Genomic DNA, 20,143 nt, shown 5'->3' on the forward strand with positions numbered 1-20,143 from the left:
TTTTACTAAAAAAATTATATTTGGGAAAAATAACCTCCCAATATGAAAAACCTACTGGCAGCCCTTGTTTTCGGGCTTTGCAGCACTACTTATGCCCAAACGGATTATTCAGTTGTTTACGATGGCGATGCTTATCTATCTGAAGGCATCCGGCTGTATGACGAAGAAAAATATGCTGAAGCCATTAAGCAGTTTGATAAGATTGTAAAAACAGACCCGATTTTTTATACCGCACAATATGAAAAGGCCCTGGCTCTTGCCGCGGGAGAGGATATGGAGGCCGCAAAAGCCTTTTATGAGAGTGCCCTTGAAAAAGGCTATATGCAGGAAGCCCCGGATTTTTATATGTCATACGGCACCTTCCTGAGCGACCGGAAAGAGTATGACAAATCGGAAAAGATGTTTTTGGAAGCGCAAAAGCTGTATCCGAATTCAAGCGTACTGCTATACAACATGGCATTGCTTTATGTAAGAAAGGATGAGCGCCAGAAGAGTGTTGATCTTTTGGAAAAAGCCATAACAATAAACCCTAACCATGTTGGCTCCCACTACCTGTTGGGCCTTATAGCCCTTGAGGATGGCCGCGCTGTTGAAGGAACCATGGCTTTGCTGGCTTACCTTACATTATTACCGGAGAGTTCGGTAAGTCCCGAAATTATTGTAAAGCTGAATGCCAAATTTGCAGATAATTACACTGAAAAGAGCAAACTTGTTTTCTCTAAGGCTGGTGGGGACAATTTTGAAGAGATTGATGTTATACTGCGCAATTCGCTACCATTAAGGAGCGCTTATAAAGTGAATTCGGAGTTTGATGACATTATCATCCGCCAGGTGCAGGCTGTTGTGGAATATGCCGCAGAACATAAAGTACAAAATGGTTTTTTTGAAACTACTTATGTTCCGTGGCTTGCCGACATGGCGAAGAAAAAACAGTTTGAAGGATTTTCGTATTATATGCTGTCGAGTATGAAGGAACAGCTTGGTAAAAAGCTCACGGCCCACAATAAAAAAGCCCAGGCTTTTATAGATAACTACCTCTCGAACGATTTCTGGCAGGTGTTTGCAAAGCGAAAAGTAGACCTTTTTGGTAAGCAGGAAGAGGTTGTGGTTTACCTGAATGAGGGCAAGCCGTATCTTTTGGGCAAAGTGGTAAACGGGAAGAAGGAAGGTAAGTACAAAGTACTTAACACAAGCGGAAACATGGCCAGCGAACTTAACTTTGTCAACGACATGGCCGAAGGCTTGCAGAAGTATTATGACTACAAAGGCCGCCTGAGCGAAGAAAAGGAATACAAGAACGATAAGCTAGACGGGAAAAGGACTACTTATTTTGATAATGGCAATGTCTCTTTGGTTGAAATCTATAAAGATGATAAGCTTCAGGGTATAAGCACTTCTTATTACATCAATGGGGGTAAAGCCTGCGAAGGTAATTTTGTTAACGGTGAGCGGGATGGCAACGCGGTATGTTATTATGAAAACGGAAGTAAAAAAAGCGAGACCGGCTACAGCAACGGAAAGCTGAACGGCAAACATGTGATGTACGATAAAGCCGGCAATATTTCACTCGAGGAATCGTTTAAGATGGATAAGCGCGATGGCAGGGCTGTGGAATATTATGATGGCAAGGTTTTGAAATCAGAGATTGAGTATAAAGACGGTGCAGCCGTTTCATCGTATAAAAAATATTTTCCGAACGGGACGCTAAATGAGCAGACCGACTTTGTAAATGACCTGCCTACCAAAGGCCTTTATAATTTTGCAAATGGTAAAAAATCGTATGAGGCGGTATATGACAAAGCAGGAAACATTGTGAGTTACGATTATTATAATGATAACGGCGAACTATACTATCAGGAAAACTACAAAAATGGGGAAATGAAGTCCGGGAGCCAGTATGTTGCAGGAAACACAAAGCCTGTCGAGGTGCCGGTAAAGGGAACCTATACCATAAAGACTATTGACGGCATAACACTGACATCAGGAAAATACGAGAAAGGCAAGAAAACAGGAGATTGGGAGTATTTTTTCAGGACAGGTGTACTGAGAAATAAGGAAACTTACAAAAATGGCCTCCAGTCGGGAAAATCATTTGTTTATAATGATGACGGCAGGCTGTACAGCGTTTCGAATTATGTGAACGATTCGCTTCAGGGAATTTATGAGAAATATGATTACGGAGACCTTTCTTATATGTATCATTATAACCATGGTGTTGCAAATGGTCCGGCTAAGTCATTCTTCTCCAATGGTAAAGTTTCTTCTGAAAGCTTCTACATAAATGATGAGGTTTACTCAAAAAGGTATGACTATTGGCAAAATGGCAATCCGAGTGAAATAACAACTTATGTGGATGGTGTGGCAGTAAAGATGGAGAGCTTCTCCGTTGATGGCAAAAAAGAGGTAGAAATTGATTACACCAACAAGAATGGTAAGGTTGCCCAGGCGTATTATAACGGAGCCATATTGCACGACTTTATATTGGCGAACGGTACTTTGAATGGCAAGTATACCGTGAAAGAGAAAAATGGAGCATTGATTATTGAAGGCAACTATCTAAACGGCAGCCGCCATGGCAAATACGTTAAAAATGGCCCTACAGGGGCTCCTCTTCTTGAGAAGAATTATTATTCAGGGAAAGAACATGGAACCAGTAAATACTATGATATAGCGGGTAACCTGAGAAGGGAAGATGCATATGTTTTTGGTAGCGAAACAGGTAGTAATATTACTTATTATGGCAGCAAAGGCAAGCTTTCTGAAAGCACCGTGTTTGATGATGATAAGGAGGGTGAGGTAAAATATTATAATCATAAGGGTGATATAGTGCTGATACTGGGATACCAGCGCAATGCCCTGGTGTATTACATAACTCCGGGTAAAGACGGTAAGTTTACGGATAAGAAACCTGTAGCCGGACAAACTGCCAAAATCGTTTCGACCTATCCTAACGGGAAAACTGCAATGGAAGTGAACTTTGTGCAAGGGAATATGGATGGCAGGTTTCTTATAAACAGTGCCGATGGCAAGCCCGAGTATGAGTCTAACTATGACAAAGGGCTTTTGAAAGGAGTGCGCATAGAGTATTATGCTAACGGAAAGATTTACAAGAAAGAAAATTTCAGGAATTCATCATTTGACGGGGTTCAGGAATTTTTTAAAGAAGACGGCAAGCCCTGGATAGCAGCAGAGTATAAAAATGACCAGATGCATGGGGCTTGTAAAATTTATACCAATGGAGTGTTGTCGCAAACAAAACAATATGATTCAGATGTCCTTATTGAAATTAAATAGAAAAAGCCTTGTGGCCCTATTGCCGTTAATGGCAATTACGGCCCTGGCGCAGGAAAAGCAGGGTGCTTTTGCAGAGTATAAAAAGGTTTACCCCAATGTAAATGAATTGGTTATCAGCGATAAAAACACCTATGATATTTTTGTTGAAGACAAAAAGCTCAGGGTGTTGCGCAATAACTATTATGAGTCGATGATTATGTCGCAAAACGGCATACAAAATAATGAGGAGAGCTTCTCCTATTCAGAGCTTGTAAAGCTTAATGAGTTTGAAGCGTATTCGATTGTTAACGACAAAGGGAAAGACCGTAAAATAAAGGTTACACAAACCAACGAAAAGCAGTCAAGACAAAATTCTGTTTTTCATGATGATGTAAAGCAGCGCCAGCTTATTTTTCCAAATCTTGAAGCAGGGGCAAGAAAGGTGTATTCGGTTGAGACTGAATTTCTGGATCCGTTTCTTCTCCAAAGCTATGTTTTTGGAAGCAGTTTTCCAATGCTGAATTCAACACTGGAAGTGCGTACTGACAAAGACGTTACCATCGGTTACCGTGTTTTTAACGATCCCGATAACAGCATCATATTTTCCAAAACCGAGAAAAAGGGGAAGTATATTTATACCTGGACATTGAAAGATGTTAAAGCAGTGAAATTTGAACCGGGCAATCCGGGATTCCGGCATTTTATTCCGCATATCAATGTCTATGTGAAGGACTATAAGGTAGATTCAAAAAAAGTGGAGGTACTTGATAATACTGAAAAGCTGTATGATTACTATAAATCGTTTACAAAAAACCTTAACAGGACAGAGGACGCCGAACTAAAGGCAATTACAAAAGAGATTACTGCCGGTCTTACTACTGACAGGGAAAAGGTCAAAAAAATATTCTATTGGGTAAAGGACAACATTAAGTATATCGCTTTTGAAAATGGGTATGAAGGCTTTATTCCCCGTGAAGCCGCACTCGTTTGCAAGCGCAAGTTTGGAGATTGCAAGGACATGGCGAGCATTATTAGCGCTATGGCTAATTATGCCGGGGTAAAGGATGTAACGGTATCCTGGATAGGCACACGCGACATTCCCTATTCTTATGAAGAACTTGCCACACCTGCAGTAGACAATCACATGATTGCTGTATTCAATGACAATGGCAACTATGTTTTCCTGGATGCTACAGATCGTGAGACACGATATGGGCTGCCTACATCTTTCATACAGGGTAAGGAAGCACTGATGAGCAATGGCGATACTTATAAGATTATACAGGTTCCGGTTGTTTCTGGCGAAGATAATGCTACTCATGAAGTGGTTGATCTTACGCTGGATAAGGAGAAAATTACAGGGTCGGGCTCATTAAACTTCTATGGTTTTTCAAGAAGCCATATCTTACCGCAGATTGGAGATGCTTCGGGCAAAACACGCTTTGAAATGATAAAGAGCCTGGTACTTTTAGGCAGCAATAAATTTATGCTGAAAGAGTATAACGAGGCCAATGTGGCCGACAGGGACAAACCATACCAGGTGAATTTTAGTTTTGAGCTGGAAGACTATGCCATACAGGTTGATAAGGAACTTTACATTAATCTGTTTATGGACCGGGCTTATGAAAAGCTTACCCTTGAACCTGACCGTGTCACCGCTTATGAAATGGATTTTTTGTCGGCCTATAATACTACCTATAACCTGAAAATCCCGCAGAACTACTCGGTAAAATACCTGCCGGAAAACTTCAGCCTTGACAATGCGCTTATGAAGGCAGATTTTACTTATGCCAATAAAGCCGGGGTAGTTTCATTAAATGCAAAAATACAGGTGAAAAAGCTATTGATTGAAAAGGCCGATTTTGCACTATGGACTGACACTGTAAAACAACTGAAGAATGCCTATACACAAACCTTAATACTTACCGAAAAATGAATTTAAAACAAAAGGTGAAAGCCGGATTGCTATTTTTGACAGCCTGTTTTTACAGTAATGCCCAGGGGCAGGATTTTTCTTTTAAAAACTACAACTGGGACACAAAGGAGACCAAAGTAGAAATACCTGCCAAGTACAAAGATGAGAAGGAGGTAATACTTGAACGGAATGTAAAAATTGAATTTGTACCGGGCAAGGATGGTGCATTACAATATTATCTTTCACATGAAAAGATTTACATTAACAGTGATGAGGCTGTAGAGCGTAACAACAAAATTTATGTGCCTTATGGCTCTAACGAAAACGTGATTGCTACGAAAGCACGCGTACTATTGAAAAGCGGTAAGGTGATTGAGCTTAAAAAGAGTGATATTAAGGAAGAAACAGATGAGGAGCGTGGGGTTAAGTACAAATACTTCGCGGTGAACGGCCTGGAGAAAGGAGCGGTTGTAGAAACAATATTCATACTTGAAGAGGAACCGGAGCTAAAAGGGCATACAATCAGGATGCAGGATGAATACCCTATAGCAAAAGGTACGTTCCAACTGATTTATCCCGATCATCTGGTGTTTCGAACCAAGGGTTACAACGGATTGTCTGAACCGGTTATAACCGAAAAGGCTCCTTCGGCAAAATTCACAACCCTCACAGTAAACGAGGCGGATACACCTGCCCTGGATGACGACGAAAACTACTCGAACTGGAATAACAACATAAAGCGTTTTCGTTACAAGCTTGATGCAAACTTAGCCAACGGGGCAAAGAATTTGTTTAATTTCAAGGAATTTTCCACAAATCTTTATGACAGGTTCCATCCGGAATATAGCAAAAAAGACCAAACCGCTATAAATGACTTCTGTAAGGGAATAGCCAAATCTAATGATGTTCAGGAACAGGTTTGGAATATTGAGAATAAAATAAAGAAAACTATTAACTACAGCCGTTATATTGACAGTAAGGAAACGCTTCAGGATATTCTAAAATCCAAACAGGCTAACCAAACGGACATTATAAGGCTGTACATTGCAGTATTTACTACAATGGGGATTGAGAATAACCTCGTATTTACTTCAAGCCGTTACAAGAAGCCTTTTGATGCCGATTTTGAAAGCTATGAAAACCTTGATGAGCTTTTGTTTTACTTCCCTTCTGTCAAAAAATACATGACTCCTCTTGAAGTGGAGTACAGGATACCGCTAATCCCAAGGGAACTTGCCGGAACCAATGGCCTGTTCATTAAGGAGAAATCTTTTGCAGGTACAAAAATGGGAATCGGCGAAATAGCGATGATTGACATTCCGGGAGCTGAAATTACTCATGACATCATGGATATCACTATTGATTTCTCAAAGGACATTGAAAATCCTTTAGTGACCAGTAAAATACAGTTTGGTGGCTATTCGGCCCTGAATTTTCAACCCATAAAGGATTTTGCGCCTGCCGAAAATTATAAGACCATACTGAAAAGCATTGCTGAAAATTATACTGCTGAAACAGAATACAAAACTCTTACTACATCGAATGATGGTGTAGAGTTCATCGGCAAGAAGCCATTTGTGATGGACATTACTTTTGAAGGTAAGGACCTTGTACGTAAGGCTGGAGAAAATTACCTGTTTTCTGCGGGTCTGACTATTGGCAAGCAAATGGAATTATACCAGGAAAACAAGCGCGTGCTGCCGGTTGAAATCAACAATCCGCATTCGTATACCCGTAAGATAAAGATCATTCTGCCGCAAGGGGCAACGGTAAAGAACCTTGAAAAGTTTAATATGGATAAAAAGCTTGATGTTAACGGTAAGACAGAAGCAGCTTTTGTCAGCAAGTATGAGAAAAAAGGTAATGAGATCATTGTGGAAAATACAGAATATTACAACATACTGCACTACCCGCTTGAGCATTTTGAAGCCTACCGTGCCGTAATAAACGCTGCTGCCGACTTCAATAAGATTGTTATCATAGTGAATAAATAATGTTAGGCAAAAAGTTTTTGATGAGAGCCCGGTTTTTAGCCGGGCTTTCACTTAATAGTACAGCATGATTTTTTTCTCACATAGAAAATTTACCAAAATTTGGTGACTGTTTTGCTATTTCATTATTCCACCAGAATTAATTTAATACATTTACTTAATGGACAACGCAAGGCTAAACTGATATGGTAGCTTTACATCGCCACTTATCCGAAAGAGGACATCTTAGAATTTTTATCTAAGAGTTTTTATGTGAGATGTATTAGCTTTTTGCAGTAAGTGTTCAGATATATCCTAAAAAAGGGTAGCAAAAGGGGAAATGCTCCAAAAAAATCACCTGAAATTCCCAGTGCTTAACTAAAAATGCCTGAGGATTTTACGAACTAAAACTTATTTTAATGGAAACAGGGAACAAGCATAATCATGAAAATCATATTCATAGTGGCCTATTGGGGAAGAATACAGAACTGTATTTTTCAATACTCTGTGGCATATTGCTTGGATTTGGTTACCTGTCTGCGTTCACGGGTCTCGGGCCAAATGTAGCACTGGGTTTATATATAGGTGCCTATTTTTTTGGTGGATTCTTTACTGCTAAGGAAGCTGTTGCGACTATGGCAAAGGGTGGTTTCGAGATCGACTTCCTTATGCTGGTAGCTGCGGCAGGTGCCGCCATTTTGGATGAATGGGCAGAAGGTGCGCTGTTGTTGTTTCTGTTTAGCCTTGGGCATGCGCTTGAACATTATGCCATGGGGCGTGCACGAAAATCGATTGAGGCACTGGCTAACCTTGCACCGCCGACAGCAATCCTGCATCAGGGAGGTATTGAAAGGGAAGTAAATATAGAGGAATTGTCTTTAGGGGATATTATCCTCATTAAGCCCAACAGCAAGATTCCTGTAGATGGGGTAGTAGTAAAAGGGATTACCAGCGTTAATCAGGCACCGGTGACCGGTGAGAGCGTACCTGTTGACAAAAGGCCGGTTGATGATGTAGATAAGGATTATTCAACGGACGAGAAAATAAAGCCGGAAAACAGGGTTTTTGCAGGAACAATCAACGGTAGTTCAGTTATAGAGGTTAAAGTAATACGCGAAGCTGACGACTCAACAATAGCAAGGCTGATAAGGATGGTTAATGAAGCTGAAAAGCAAAAATCGCCAACCCAGCTATTTACAGATAAGTTTGAAAAGTTTTTTGTGCCCTCAGTATTGCTGTTGGTTGCCCTTTTGTGCCTGGCCTTCCTGGTGATCGATGAGCCATTCAGTAAAAGCTTCTACCGGGCGATGTCTGTACTTGTTGCTGCCAGTCCCTGTGCGCTTGCCATATCTACGCCCAGTGCAGTACTTAGTGGCGTAGCGAGGGCTGCCCGCGGAGGGGTTTTAATAAAAGGCGGCAGGCCTCTGGAAGATCTTGGCAACCTGGAAGCAGTGGCCTTTGATAAAACCGGTACCCTCACAGAAGGAAAACCAAAGCTTACAAACATCATCACGCTTGCAGGTAAAGAAGAAGATTTTCTGAAACTTCTTGTAGCGGTTGAGAGCCAGAGCGATCACCCTTTGGCAGAAGCGATTGTCAATGGTATCAAAGAAAAAAATCCTGATATCCAAGAACCTGAACCCAAAAATGTAAAAGGTATTGTAGGGAAGGGGGTGAGTGCTGAGATTGACGGTGAAACGATCCTAATAGGCAACAAGTCGCTCTTCAGGGACAATGGAGGGTTGCCCAAAGAACTGGAAGAAAAGGTAACCGGCCTGGAGCAGGGTGGGCACACGACTATGATCGCTAAAAAAGGGGTAACGTTTATAGGCATAGTTTCCCTTATGGATGTACCCCGTGCCGAGGCCAAAGTCGTTCTTTCAAAACTTGCTGCATTAGGTATAAAGGAAATGATAATGCTTACCGGTGACAATCAAAAAGTAGCCGAAGCTGTGGCCGGACAAATAGGTATAACTGTTGCGAGGGGTAACCTGATGCCGGAGGATAAGGTTGCAGCAGTGGAGCAACTCGATACACAATTTGGCAAAGTTGCTATGGTAGGCGACGGTGTTAACGATGCTCCGGCAATGGCCAAGAGTACAGTAGGAATAGCAATGGGCGCAGCAGGCAGCGACGTGGCACTAGAAACAGCTGACATTGCACTTATGGGAGACAAACTTATAGCTCTTCCGTTTGCCATAGGCCTTAGCCGGAAAGCCAGGACTATAATAAAACAAAATTTATGGATTAGCCTTGGAATGGTTGCCATCCTCATCCCATTAACCATAACGGGGATTGCCTCTTTAGGGCCTGCCGTTATTGCCCATGAGGGATCAACATTGCTTGTAGTCTTTAATGCATTAAGATTATTAATGTATGAGCCTAAAAAATAGAGATTAAAGGATTGTTTATATCTGTCACTACCCAAGAAATGAGTAAGGGCACTGCCAGGCGGATTCCTCCGCGTTGGCAATGCCCTTCTTCTTTTATTTTACAATCTCAGATTATGACGGTATCTATGTATCTCCGTTAGTTATACTAATAATTGGATGCATACAACAAATCTGCTTATCTATTCGGCAAAAAGCTGCTCGCGCTCCCAAATACGGTGCCTGCCCATTTCTGAGGTAAAACTATCAGTAAAGGCTTTCGCGGTACCGTCGTTAATGATTACACCGGGCACACTATCCTTTTCAGGTTTTCCTGCCATGCCAATTGCGGTTTTGGCAATGAGCCCGTCAAGGCCTTTATCAAAGCCTGTGACCTTACAGTGCCTGAATGCATCATTGATGAATTCCCTGACATTGGCATTCTTTTCGAGTGCAGCTATGTCAGTTGCAGAAGGCACATATACTGCATCGAACAATACTGAAGACGAAGAGAAAAAGGCAAAGTCTACTTTAATGCTGTTACCCATATCACCCTTAATTTCCCCGGCATGAGGACCGATTATTTTGGCTGCCGCGCCTTTGGCTTCCAGTGCTTTCTTGAGTGCGTTGACCGATTTTTCACTTACTCCCTCACCACATATAAAGGCTACCTGCCGGGTTTCAATGCTGTCGGTCACCGTAGGGTTATTGACCATACTAAGAGCTTCGCTAGGTTTGTAGCTTTTATCCAGAGGTTTTGGTTCGTGTTTTTGAGGATCTGCATCTGCACCTACCCCTTTATTCATGGGCCTTTCCGGTTGTTGCGGTACTGATATCCCCAGGCCTTCTGCCACCTTTTCTGCAAGCATTTTGTCAACCTGTCCCAGCAGCCCCAGCATCCGTTGGCGTATCTCTACCGTCTCTACCTTGCTGAGTTCGAAACGCAGGGCGCTTATGATATGATTTTTTTCCACATCGGTCTGGCTGTTAAAAAAAAGTGCTGCCTGGCTGAAATGGTCGGAAAAGCTTTCGCTGCGTGTGCGTACTTTATGCGCATCAATACGTTCATTATAGCTGACAAATCCGCCCTCAGCCTCTTTTGCCTGCTCGGGATAACCTCCTCCAAGAGAATTTGGGCTGTAACTGACGCGGCCAACATTGATTTCCTGGCGCATATGGCCGTCGCGCTGGTTATTGTGCATAGGCACTATCGGACGGTTGATAGGAATCTCGTGAAAGTTAGGGCTCCCAAGCCTTGAAAGCTGGGTGTCGGTATAAGAGAAGAGCCTGCCCTGAAGCAACGGATCGTTGGTAAAGTCAATGCCGGGCACTACATGGCCGGGGTGGAATGCTACCTGCTCGGTCTCTGCAAAAAAGTTGTCAGGGTTCCTGTTCAATACCAGCCTGCCGATAGGGGTTACCGGTACTACTTCTTCCGGTATGATCTTCGTTGGGTCCAAAAGGTCAAAGTTAAACTTATGCTCATCTTCTTCCGGCACCAGCTGTACGCCGAATTCCCATTCGGGAAAATTGCCCATGTCGATGTTTTCCCACAGGTCGCGGCGGTGGAAGTCAGGGTCATTTCCCGATATCTTCAGCGCCTCGTCCCATACTACGGCATGCGTGCCCAGTTTAGGCTTGAGGTGGAATTTGACAAAAGTGGATTTGCCTTCAGCATTGATGAAACGGAAGGTATGGATGCCGAAGCCTTCCATCATGCGGTAGCTGCGCGGTATGGCACGGTCGCTCATGGCCCACATGACCATGTGCATGGATTCCGGCATAAGGGAAATGAAATCCCAAAAAGTATCGTGTGCCGACGCAGCCTGGGGCATCTCATTGTGAGGTTCAGGCTTTACAGCGTGGATCAGGTCAGGAAACTTCATGGCATCCTGGATAAAGAATACCGGGATGTTATTGCCCACCATATCGAAGTTACCTTCCTGTGTGTAGAATTTGATGGCAAAGCCGCGAACGTCGCGGGCAAGGTCTGTCGAACCCCTAAAACCGGCCACTGTTGAAAATCGTACAAACACCGGCGTCCGCTGGGTAGTATCGTTCAGAAAGGCTGCTTTGGTATATTCGTTGACATTTCCAAAGGCTTCAAAGTACCCATGCGCACCCGAACCCCTTGCATGCACTATCCGTTCCGGTATGCGCTCGTGGTCAAAGTGGGTAATCTTTTCGCGCATTATAAAGTCCTCAAGCAGCGATGGCCCGCGTTCACCGGCTTTTAAAGAGTTATGGTCGTTATTGATCCTGACGCCCTGGTCAGTGGTAATGAATTCACCCTGACCGTTTTCACGGTTTCGATCCAGGTCACGGAGCTTGGCATCCTGGTTGGGAGGTGTGTTGTTTTTTTTCATTGTAAGTTGGATTTTGAAAAGTTAGGTAAGGTAGCTATTGGTCGTTTCGACTGATAATTCTGTATGTATTCTGCCGCAGGCATGTTATTTTGTTGGAGGGCCAGGTCAAGGGCGGTAAAGCCCCGCGCGTCTTTAATATCTGTTGCGGCGCCATGGGCTAATAAAAGCTCCACAAGCTCGTTACGCCCAAACATCGAAGCAAACATCAGCGCAGTGCCTCCATTGCCATGCTGGGCATCGAGACTGGCGCCGTGGCCGATTAATATGCGTGCAACATCTGCATGGCCTTTAAAGCTCGCTCCCATCAGTGCTGTATTCGCACCCTTATCGGCAAGGTCAGGATGAGCACCCGCCTTAAGCAATGCTGCCACGGCTTCAGGCTGGTTATTGTATGCTGCGATGATGAGTGGCGTAAATCCCCTATCATCACGTCTATCGACATTGTCTATTAAAGGAAATATTTCCTCAAGTACAGGCACGTTGCCCTGCCGTGCTGCCAAAAATAATGCCTGGGTAATTTCATCCATAGTAAATAATTTTTAATCAGGAACAAGGTACAAAATGCTGTCATTGAGCCTCCTTAATGTTTTCCCAAATCTTCCCCCTTATCTGAAATCAATAATTATTCTATATCATACAAAACCCGCATTGCTTTCACTATATAAACTTACCCAGTGCCATATTGGCGTTGCACGTCCAGGATTGATCTCTGATTAATCCCTTCAAGGCAGGGCAGCAACTTTGAAATCTTGTTGAGATGATGCTGTGTGGATTGGAAATTCATCAGCACATAAAAAAGGCCGGAATTATACCCAATCATTGTGACGAATAAAAATAGCAAGCCAAAAAACCTGAGATTTAAAGGTTTACAGATTTCCAGGGAATTGTTTTAGGTTTAGAGTTTTAAACTTTTTAAGTTGTATAGTAAAAAAAGGAATCGAACCTAAAAACCTCAGTAAGCAATAACGTTTTTAGGTTCGATTTCCAAACGGCACCTGCACGGACAATTTTCGAACATTTTTATTAAAGATTTGTCAGTAATGGCGCGGCTTCCAGCGTAAAGTATTTTGAATTAAAAGACGATTTTATGGTGTGCTAAGTAATGGCCTCATATTGAAGATCATTATGTTCGGAGTAGATAATTCTAATGTAAATAAAATAAATAGCTGATATCGGTCTTTTATCTAGTATGAAGTAGCATACCTCCGTCTATGACAAAATCGGAGCGGGTTATAAAGGATGCTGTATCACCTGAAAGGTACATAACCATTTGTGCAACATCCTCAGGGGTACCGATTTTTTTAAGTGGTATCCTTTCGGCAACGCTATCCCAGATTCCCTAGGCTGTCACAGTATCGTACGATTTGTCAAATACATTAGTCCTGTGGGGCTCGGGCTGACAATGTTTACCCTTATTCGTCGTGGTGCCAGCTCGGCAGCTGCGGTACGGGCAAAGGAATTAACCGCCGATTTACTGGCCTGATAAATGGAGCTCTGCTGATAGTTGGTTGTTGCTACATTAGAAGATAGCAAAACTATTGAAGCCACGTAGTTTATAAGAGGGGGTTAATCTGCTGAGCGTAAAATATGCACCTTTAAGGTTCACATTCATTACATTGTCAAAATTTATCTCTGTGGCTTCTTCAATTAGCGTATTATCTCCGGTGATACCAGCGTTAATGAACAGTATATCTATTTTGCCGGCAGTTTCACCAATATGATGTGCCAGCTCCTCGATATACAAAACACTGGACTGGTCGGCAAGACAGGGCCTCGCCCCTATTGCCACCGGTTACCACTGCGATTTTATCTTTAAATCGTTTCATTTTACTCTTTTTAAATTAATACAGTAAAGGTATAATTGATTTGATATACTTTTGCAACCAGTATCACAGAGTATACCAGACAGAACAATGGAAAGAGATCAAAAAGAAGAACTACTGGCCTTACAGGATACTCTTTATTTCATAGGGTAGTGGCGGATACCTGTTATTAATTCATTATGTAATGGCATCGCCGCTTTAGGGAAATTGAACGCAGTATATTTGGAATTACAAGCCGTATGCTATTCCGCGAACTGAAGGAGATGGAGATGAATAAGCTTGTTGCGAAAGGTTTATCCCGAAATCCCGGTGCTTATCGAATATGAACCCACCGAATATTGCCGCACTTTCGGTAAGATTATTATGGAGATGATCAATTGGGGCCGCCAACATAGGGCGAAAATTAAAGAAGAATAAAGATAGGAATACATTGTGACTAGTCCTAAAATAGCGATACAGGATTAATAACAGTAAAAATACATTTTTTAGACAGAAGTAGCTTTCGGGTTGCTTCTGTTTTTTGTTTTATATGTTCTCATTTCAATCTGCGCCTGCTGATGCATTTGTACAGGAGTGAGCATATAGTTCGACCAATGTGGTCTCAATGTATTATATATGTTTATTGATTCTTTTACCACTGATTTGATAATATTAATATCATAATCCTTATACCGATCGACCATGAATTCCTGTTTTAATATCCCATTCACTCTTTCTGCAACAGCATTTTGATAAGGGTCATACGATTCGGTCATACTACAGAACAGTTTTTTAGTTTTATTTATAACCGTCTGATATTCATCACAACAGTATTGGATACCCCTGTCATAATGATGTATTAGGCCCAAGTCTTTATCTTTCCTTTTCTTTAAAGCCATTTTTAAGGCCTTTAGGCTGCTTTCGGCATTCAGGCTCGGTGCTACATTATATCCCATTATTTGTTTAGAGTAGGCATCTGTGATAAGGCTTAAATAGCAAGGCTTGCTCCTTTTTCCTATATAGGTTATATCTGACACCCATACTTGTTCAGGACGTGTGATGTTCATATTTTCAATCAGGTTCTTGTGCTTTTTAAAACGATGGTAAGAATCAGTTGTGACATGATAATTCCTTTTAGGTATTATCAATAGGTAATTTGCTTTTAAGATGGCAAAGAACTTATCTCTACCTATTTTTAATGTTCTAAGGTCTTTATATAGCAGATAGTATAGCTTCTTGCCTCCAAGACGAGGCATTGTTAACCTGATTTTATTTACCATAGCAACAACCTGTTCCGATAAGCAACGTCTTAAACTTTTCCTTTTTATTCTTCGATAATAAACCTGTCGATCCATCCCGAACAAACTACAGGTAAAACTTAGTGTTTGTTTCTCTTGTTCTTTAAATTGGCTAATTGTTCGGGTGACGAGTTTTTTCGGATATCGATATTATACTCTTTCTCAGCAATATCGATAAGCATATCAAAGATAATTGCCTTCTTGTCGGTAAAATTGACCTGTTGCTCTAATAAAGCTTTCTGCTTTTCGAGAAGCTTTACCTGGGCCTGAAGTTCCATTATCTGTTGTTCCGGGGTTTAAGATACTAAAATAAACATTTAATAAATCACCGCTATCAATTCAGAATTGTGTAGTTCTCTGATACCCATGCCCTGTAAACGTAGTTTACAGGGCATGGGTAATCTGTAACTAACTCTTCAGCGCCGCCGTCGCTGAAGCAAAGGTACGTAATTTTGTAGACATAGCCTTATGTTGGAAAATATTTTAGCGTTTACAATCTATAATGGAAAATATTTTATTTAACTAGCAAAATTGGCGTTTATAATTGAAAATATTTTAAAACTCAAACTATAATGGAAAACATTTTACGAAAACGAGTTTATAATGGAAAATATTTTATAAATTTACATGATAATGCTTTTATAATGGAAAATATTTCACAAAGCCGCTTACCCGAACTGTTGTATTCATCAAGTGACTCCGCCAGGAGCCAACAGATATCAAAATTAGAAAAGTCCGGAATTATCCGGAAAATAGCGCCAAGAATTTATACCTCGAATCTGGACGAGGAACCGGAAATGATTATCAGGCGTAACATTTTCGCTATACTTGGTAACCAATATCCAGGTGCTGTTCTAAGTCATCGTTCGGCATTTGATTTTAAGCCCACTTCTGCAGGGCACTTATTTATAACCTATACATATACAAGGAAGATAGAATTGCCGGGCGTAATTCTGCGGTTTATGGAAGGCTCCGGGCCAATCGCTAATGACAACAAATTTAACGGTGAATTATACGTTTCCCAAAAGGAAAGGGCGTTCCTGGAAAACCTGCAGGTGTCCCGACAGCCGGGTCCGGAATCCAAAACCCTGACATTACCTGAAATTGAGGAAAAGCTGGAAAATATCATTAAGGTTAACGGAGAAGAGGAGTTGAATAAAGTTCGTGACCGTGCCAGAGCTATATCAGAAGAACTGGGCATGCAAGCGGAATACGAAAAGCTTAACAAAATGATTGGCGCTTTGCTAACCACAAAGCCGTCAAAAATATTAAGCTCACCTGTCGCCATAGCCAGGGCCTATGGAAATCCTTTTGATAAGCATCGCATCGAATTGTTTGAAAAGTTATTTATGGCGCTCAAGCAAAGTGAGTTCCCCAACCGGCCTGACCAAAATACAGCGACAGTCAAATTCCGGAATTTTGCATTCTTTGAGGCTTATTTTTCCAACTACATTGAGGGAACGAAATTTGAAATAGATGAAGCAAAACAAATTGTGGAATCACAAACTCCCATGCCGGACCGCGATGAAGATTCCCATGATATTCTTGGTACCTACAATATAGTGAGGGATAAAAAGGAAATGAGCATAATTCCTGCTGATGCGGATGATTTACTGAAAATCATCCAGTACCGCCATGCGACCCTGTTGTCGGCCAGAACTTCCAAAAAGCCAGGACAATTCAAGGATTTAAATAACCGTGCCGGTGAGACGCATTTTGTAGATTTCAAGCTGGTCCGCGGTACCCTGATGGAGGCATTCAATTTTTACCAGGCCCTGGACAATCCCTTTTCAAGGGCAGCCTATATTATGTTTATCATTAGTGAGATACACCCGTTCCTTGATGGAAACGGCAGGATTGCACGGGTCATGATGAATGCCGAACTTGTTGCAGCAGGACAAACCCGTATCATCATCCCTACAGTTTACCGTGATGATTATTTGGGCGCACTCAGGAGATTGACCCGGAACAATGACCCGGAAGTATATATAAGAATGCTTCAACGCGCACAGGAATTTTGCGCAACATTAGATGCAGCTGATATGGATAAACTTGAAGCGAAACTTGAAGCCAGCAACGCCTTTAAAGAACATGACGAATCAAGATTAAAGTTCTAGCCCTGGAGGCTTACTGGTTCAATAGTGGAAATAAAGCATGGCTGCACCTATGCACTTATAGTTTTCTGACGATTGCAATAACGGAAGGGAAACGATATAATCCGCACCTCATTGACCTTTCCTTCGGCTACAAGCGTCCTGTTTTGGCGCTCTACGGTTTTGCGGAATAGTGAAAGACCAAAGCCGATGCCATCATAGGCAATCTTGGAGTGAAGTCTTTCAAAGAGATGGAGACCTTGTCCGTGTATTATTTCTTCAAATCCGATGCCATTATAGGACACGGGTCATTACAACATTTTTTTTCTTTAATTTAGAATCCGTGACCTGATGCTTAGTTTTGGAGGCTGATTGGCCTTCGAGAACTTTAGGGAGTTGTCTACATGCTGTCAGCCGTATTATTAGCTTTAATATTGTCGCAAATTTAGTAAACATTTGCGACAATAATTTAGGGTGCAGCGCTTGAGGTTTCTCGTTTATTGGTTGCAACTATAAGCTGTTTGGTAAGAAATAAAAGGTAAACTATAATTATTTTCCAAAGAAATCTGGGAAGCTTATCCATGATTTTTGCTTAGAGTAGAAGGTATGGGGGCTTTTGGGAATATCAGCCGGTATTATTCCCATTGAGCACAGTTCCCTGTAATGTTTTACCGAAGTGATCTTTAGGAGTCTTAAAAATGCCATTGCTTCCTCATAACTCCTGAATTTCTTATTCTGGTTGGCAACACTGTTAGTTCCTAAAAATGTGCCCCAACCTTCAAATTCAAAATAAACTTCTCCGGGTCGGGAGATATCGTTTCTGGGCGCCGGATCCGTTTTTCTCCAAGCAAGAAAATCAGCCAAAACACCCTTTGATGTAGCCAAAACGGGATAAGATTGTTGATCGTGAATTTTCTGTTGGGTTGAAATTTTAGTAGTCTGCGTAAACCGTTTTCTATAGAAGCTGATGCGTTTGGTATAGTATCCGAAAAGGCAGTAATCTTAAAGTATAGCTTAGCTGTAAAATTGTTAATGTTTTTAAGTCCTTATCACATGAACAACCTATTCCGGTGTTTTATACTAATCTCCCTAATAACGATATACTCGGTTTATTCGCTGGAGAAGACTGTCTTTTCAAGAGATATTGTACAGCATTACCTGATGTACATGAAGAGGCTCAGTTGAATCCAGTATCCTGAAAAAGGGGTACGGACCTCTGTATTGGATATGGTATCAGTAAGCTGTATTGCTGGCTGCTAAAAATATAATCCTACATCCTGCTCATAGCTGTGGATTTAACGATAGCCAGCGATTTCTGTACCCATTTTTCTTAACACCATAATTTTTTCAGGGCTTGGATCAACCCAGAATTCCACTATTAAGCAGCGATAATTTACATAATATGAAGTTTAGAATTAAAGTATTAAAGGTTTGACAATAGCGCTACCTATATTGGCCTGTTTCTGTGTCAATGCTCAGGAAAGCGCTGCGTATACAAGATTTACCGGCAGCAACAAAGGCAAATTTTTCATATCCTGGGGAGGGAATCGCGAACATTATACAAGGTCGGATATCCGGTTTACCGGCAGCAATTATGATTTTACATTACATAACACCAAAGCGCATGATGTGCCCAAGGGTATGCATGTGGATTATATCAATCCGGCGAGGATGACCATCCCGCAAACTAATTTTAAAATAGGGTATTATTTCAGTGACCATTATTCGGTTGCGATAGGGGTAGATCATATGAAGTATGTGGTATCCCAGCAGCAGTGTGTGCCTATAAGCGGCACTATCAGCATACCGGGCTCGCAATTTTATGGCAGCTATCACGGGGAGTCCATTACCATTATCCCGGAATTTTTAGCATTTGAGCATACTGATGGGCTCAATTACGTTAATGTTGAGCTGGCCCGGACTGATGATGTGGGGCAGTACCTGTTTTCCGTAAATGGGGATATTGTTCAGATCAACTTTATGTCCGGCGTTTCAGGAGGCTTTCTCTATCCCCGGACAGATGCTACACTGCTGGGCAAGCAGCGTAACAATGAATTCCATGTTGCGGGTTATGGTGCTGCGGCAAAAGGAGGCGCTAATCTAACATTCTTCAAATACTTCTTTATCCAGGCAGAGCTGAAAGCAGGGTATATCAACCTTACGGATATACGTACTACCAATAGCAGGGCCGATAAAGCAATACAGCAATTCGGGTTCCTGCAGACAAATATTTCGGTTGGCGCACTATTCAGGCTTTATTGAGTAGAAGTACATACGTTTTTATTGCCATCCTTTGCCCCAAATGGGCAACAAAAAAGCCCGGGCAGTAATGCCCAGGCCTTAACAAAAATAACCAGTGCTTTTATAAAGACGACAAGGTAGCTTTCAAATTCCTGACGGCTTCATCGGTAGTCGCCTCCGTCTCAAATATGGTTTGCGGAGTGATGCCCTTGACATAAAAATTAGCATTTGACGATTTGTCTATACCCAGGTTGGACCCGCTGATACTGATGCCGGCGAATGCGCCCCTGCTGCGTGAATAGGAATAGATTTCTGCTTCCAGATTATGGTCAGTGCTCGCGCTAGAATTGCGCCCTACCGGTCCAGCGGTGACCGAAGCATCGCCACCAATGGTAAAGTCCCCATTATTTACTTTGGCAAGTACCCCTTTGTTTTTGAATACCAAGACCAGGTCAACAGACTGTACACCGGCCTGGAAACCAATGCTTCCCCCTGTCATCGTGATAAAAACAGGATTGCTCCATTTCCCGTCTGCAAGCTTCACCATAGCGACGCCCTTGCCCCGTTTACCACCGATACCCAGGCCGGCATTAAGCAATTTTGGTATGATGACCACACCTTCACATTTGTCTAATAATTCTCGTGGGATGCTTTCCTTCATTTTGCTGAAATCTACAAGCACCTCTGCAGATTCGTTGATGCGTTCGGTTTCCTTGTCCGGGCCAACTGCGGCTGTAAGTAAGAAAACGGCGCTCATTACAAGGGGCAATTTCCAGAATTTCATTGTTCTCATAGTTTTTTATTTAGTTATTATCA

General features: G+C 42.0%; 15 protein-coding genes and 1 pseudogene. 7 read left to right on the forward strand and 9 right to left on the reverse strand.

The genetic code is table 11. The annotated features are described in order from the left end of the window. Positions 1–42: 42 nt before the first annotated feature. From OGH69_RS01340 to OGH69_RS01355, 4 genes are all read left to right on the forward strand, one after another. Positions 43–3,294, forward strand: coding sequence for a tetratricopeptide repeat protein (locus OGH69_RS01340; RefSeq protein WP_265172635.1), 3,252 nt, complete (start codon positions 43–45; stop codon positions 3,292–3,294). 28 nt (positions 3,295–3,322) lie between these two features. Further along, on the forward strand, positions 3,323–5,209 hold the full coding sequence (locus OGH69_RS01345; protein WP_265172636.1) for a DUF3857 domain-containing protein: 1,887 nt from the start codon (positions 3,323–3,325) through the stop codon (positions 5,207–5,209). After that, positions 5,206–7,182, forward strand: a complete 1,977-nt coding sequence (locus OGH69_RS01350) for a DUF3857 domain-containing protein (protein WP_265172637.1) — start codon at positions 5,206–5,208, stop codon at positions 7,180–7,182. The genes OGH69_RS01345 and OGH69_RS01350 overlap by 4 nt, the downstream gene beginning before the upstream one ends. Positions 7,183–7,577: 395 nt before the next feature. Then, entirely contained in the window at positions 7,578–9,551 is a 1,974-nt protein-coding gene (locus OGH69_RS01355; protein WP_265172638.1) for a heavy metal translocating P-type ATPase, read from the forward strand. Between the two features lie 179 nt (positions 9,552–9,730). Here OGH69_RS01355 and OGH69_RS01360 read toward each other — a convergent pair whose 3' ends face one another. From OGH69_RS01360 to OGH69_RS01380, 5 genes are all read right to left on the reverse strand, one after another. Then, positions 9,731–11,893, reverse strand: coding sequence for a catalase (locus OGH69_RS01360; RefSeq protein WP_265172639.1), 2,163 nt, complete (start codon positions 11,891–11,893; stop codon positions 9,731–9,733). Beyond that, on the reverse strand, positions 11,890–12,420 hold the full coding sequence (locus OGH69_RS01365) for an ankyrin repeat domain-containing protein (protein WP_265172640.1): 531 nt from the start codon (positions 12,418–12,420) through the stop codon (positions 11,890–11,892). Before OGH69_RS01365 ends, OGH69_RS01360 begins: the two co-directional genes overlap by 4 nt. Positions 12,421–13,073: 653 nt before the next feature. Further along, the gene (locus OGH69_RS01370) at positions 13,074–13,163 is read right to left on the reverse strand and encodes a hypothetical protein (protein WP_265172641.1); all 90 of its coding nucleotides are present in this window, start codon (positions 13,161–13,163) and stop codon (positions 13,074–13,076) included. Between the two features lie 77 nt (positions 13,164–13,240). After that, positions 13,241–13,441, reverse strand: coding sequence for an SDR family oxidoreductase (locus OGH69_RS01375; RefSeq protein WP_265172642.1), 201 nt, complete (start codon positions 13,439–13,441; stop codon positions 13,241–13,243). Continuing rightward, positions 13,413–13,682: an SDR family NAD(P)-dependent oxidoreductase gene (locus OGH69_RS01380; RefSeq protein WP_265172643.1), complete on the reverse strand. Its 270-nt coding sequence runs from the start codon at positions 13,680–13,682 to the stop codon at positions 13,413–13,415. Before OGH69_RS01380 ends, OGH69_RS01375 begins: the two co-directional genes overlap by 29 nt. A gap of 273 nt (positions 13,683–13,955) precedes the next feature. Between OGH69_RS01380 and OGH69_RS01385 the strand changes: the two are divergent. After that, positions 13,956–14,133: pseudogene (locus OGH69_RS01385) on the forward strand (winged helix-turn-helix transcriptional regulator). Positions 14,134–14,201: 68 nt separating this feature from the next. Here OGH69_RS01385 and OGH69_RS01390 read toward each other — a convergent pair. Further along, positions 14,202–15,050 (reverse strand): IS3 family transposase, encoded by an 849-nt coding sequence (locus tag OGH69_RS01390; protein ID WP_265172644.1) that lies wholly within the window; start codon positions 15,048–15,050, stop codon positions 14,202–14,204. 23 nt (positions 15,051–15,073) lie between these two features. Next, entirely contained in the window at positions 15,074–15,271 is a 198-nt protein-coding gene (locus OGH69_RS01395; RefSeq protein ID WP_265172645.1) for a hypothetical protein, read from the reverse strand. Positions 15,272–15,637: 366 nt separating this feature from the next. On the opposite strand from OGH69_RS01395, the gene OGH69_RS01400 reads away from it, so the two are divergent. Further along, on the forward strand, positions 15,638–17,110 hold the full coding sequence (locus OGH69_RS01400; RefSeq protein WP_265172646.1) for a Fic family protein: 1,473 nt from the start codon (positions 15,638–15,640) through the stop codon (positions 17,108–17,110). 525 nt (positions 17,111–17,635) lie between these two features. On the opposite strand, the gene OGH69_RS01405 is transcribed toward OGH69_RS01400, so the two are convergent. Continuing rightward, a complete protein-coding gene (locus OGH69_RS01405) occupies positions 17,636–17,971 on the reverse strand; it encodes a hypothetical protein (protein WP_265172647.1) in 336 nt (111 codons plus the stop codon). Positions 17,972–18,517: 546 nt separating this feature from the next. On the opposite strand from OGH69_RS01405, the gene OGH69_RS01410 reads away from it, so the two are divergent. Further along, positions 18,518–19,348 (forward strand): hypothetical protein, encoded by an 831-nt coding sequence (locus OGH69_RS01410; RefSeq protein ID WP_265172648.1) that lies wholly within the window; start codon positions 18,518–18,520, stop codon positions 19,346–19,348. A gap of 100 nt (positions 19,349–19,448) precedes the next feature. Here OGH69_RS01410 and OGH69_RS01415 read toward each other — a convergent pair whose 3' ends face one another. After that, positions 19,449–20,120 carry a lipid-binding SYLF domain-containing protein gene (locus tag OGH69_RS01415; RefSeq protein WP_265172649.1) on the reverse strand — a complete coding sequence of 224 codons (672 nt, stop codon included), beginning with the start codon at positions 20,118–20,120 and terminating at the stop codon, positions 19,449–19,451. Positions 20,121–20,143 lie beyond the last annotated feature (23 nt).

The organism is Flavobacterium sp. MFBS3-15, from assembly GCF_026107645.2.
Lineage (GTDB): Bacteria > Bacteroidota > Bacteroidia > Flavobacteriales > Flavobacteriaceae > Flavobacterium.

Excerpts from the sequence above, each read along its gene's own strand:
- OGH69_RS01390 (WP_265172644.1), bottom strand. The coding sequence starts at position 15,050 with ATGGATCGACAGGTTTATTATCGAAGAATAAAAAGGAAAAGTTTAAGA.
- OGH69_RS01370 (WP_265172641.1), bottom strand. The coding sequence starts at position 13,163 with ATGGTTATGTACCTTTCAGGTGATACAGCATCCTTTATAACCCGCTCC.
- OGH69_RS01365 (WP_265172640.1), bottom strand. The coding sequence starts at position 12,420 with ATGGATGAAATTACCCAGGCATTATTTTTGGCAGCACGGCAGGGCAAC.
- OGH69_RS01350 (WP_265172637.1), top strand. The coding sequence starts at position 5,206 with ATGAATTTAAAACAAAAGGTGAAAGCCGGATTGCTATTTTTGACAGCC.
- OGH69_RS01355 (WP_265172638.1), top strand. The coding sequence starts at position 7,578 with ATGGAAACAGGGAACAAGCATAATCATGAAAATCATATTCATAGTGGC.
- OGH69_RS01415 (WP_265172649.1), bottom strand. The coding sequence starts at position 20,120 with ATGAGAACAATGAAATTCTGGAAATTGCCCCTTGTAATGAGCGCCGTT.
- OGH69_RS01400 (WP_265172646.1), top strand. The coding sequence starts at position 15,638 with ATGGAAAATATTTCACAAAGCCGCTTACCCGAACTGTTGTATTCATCA.
- OGH69_RS01345 (WP_265172636.1), top strand. The coding sequence starts at position 3,323 with ATGGCAATTACGGCCCTGGCGCAGGAAAAGCAGGGTGCTTTTGCAGAG.
- OGH69_RS01340 (WP_265172635.1), top strand. The coding sequence starts at position 43 with ATGAAAAACCTACTGGCAGCCCTTGTTTTCGGGCTTTGCAGCACTACT.
- OGH69_RS01395 (WP_265172645.1), bottom strand. The coding sequence starts at position 15,271 with ATGGAACTTCAGGCCCAGGTAAAGCTTCTCGAAAAGCAGAAAGCTTTA.
- OGH69_RS01360 (WP_265172639.1), bottom strand. The coding sequence starts at position 11,893 with ATGAAAAAAAACAACACACCTCCCAACCAGGATGCCAAGCTCCGTGAC.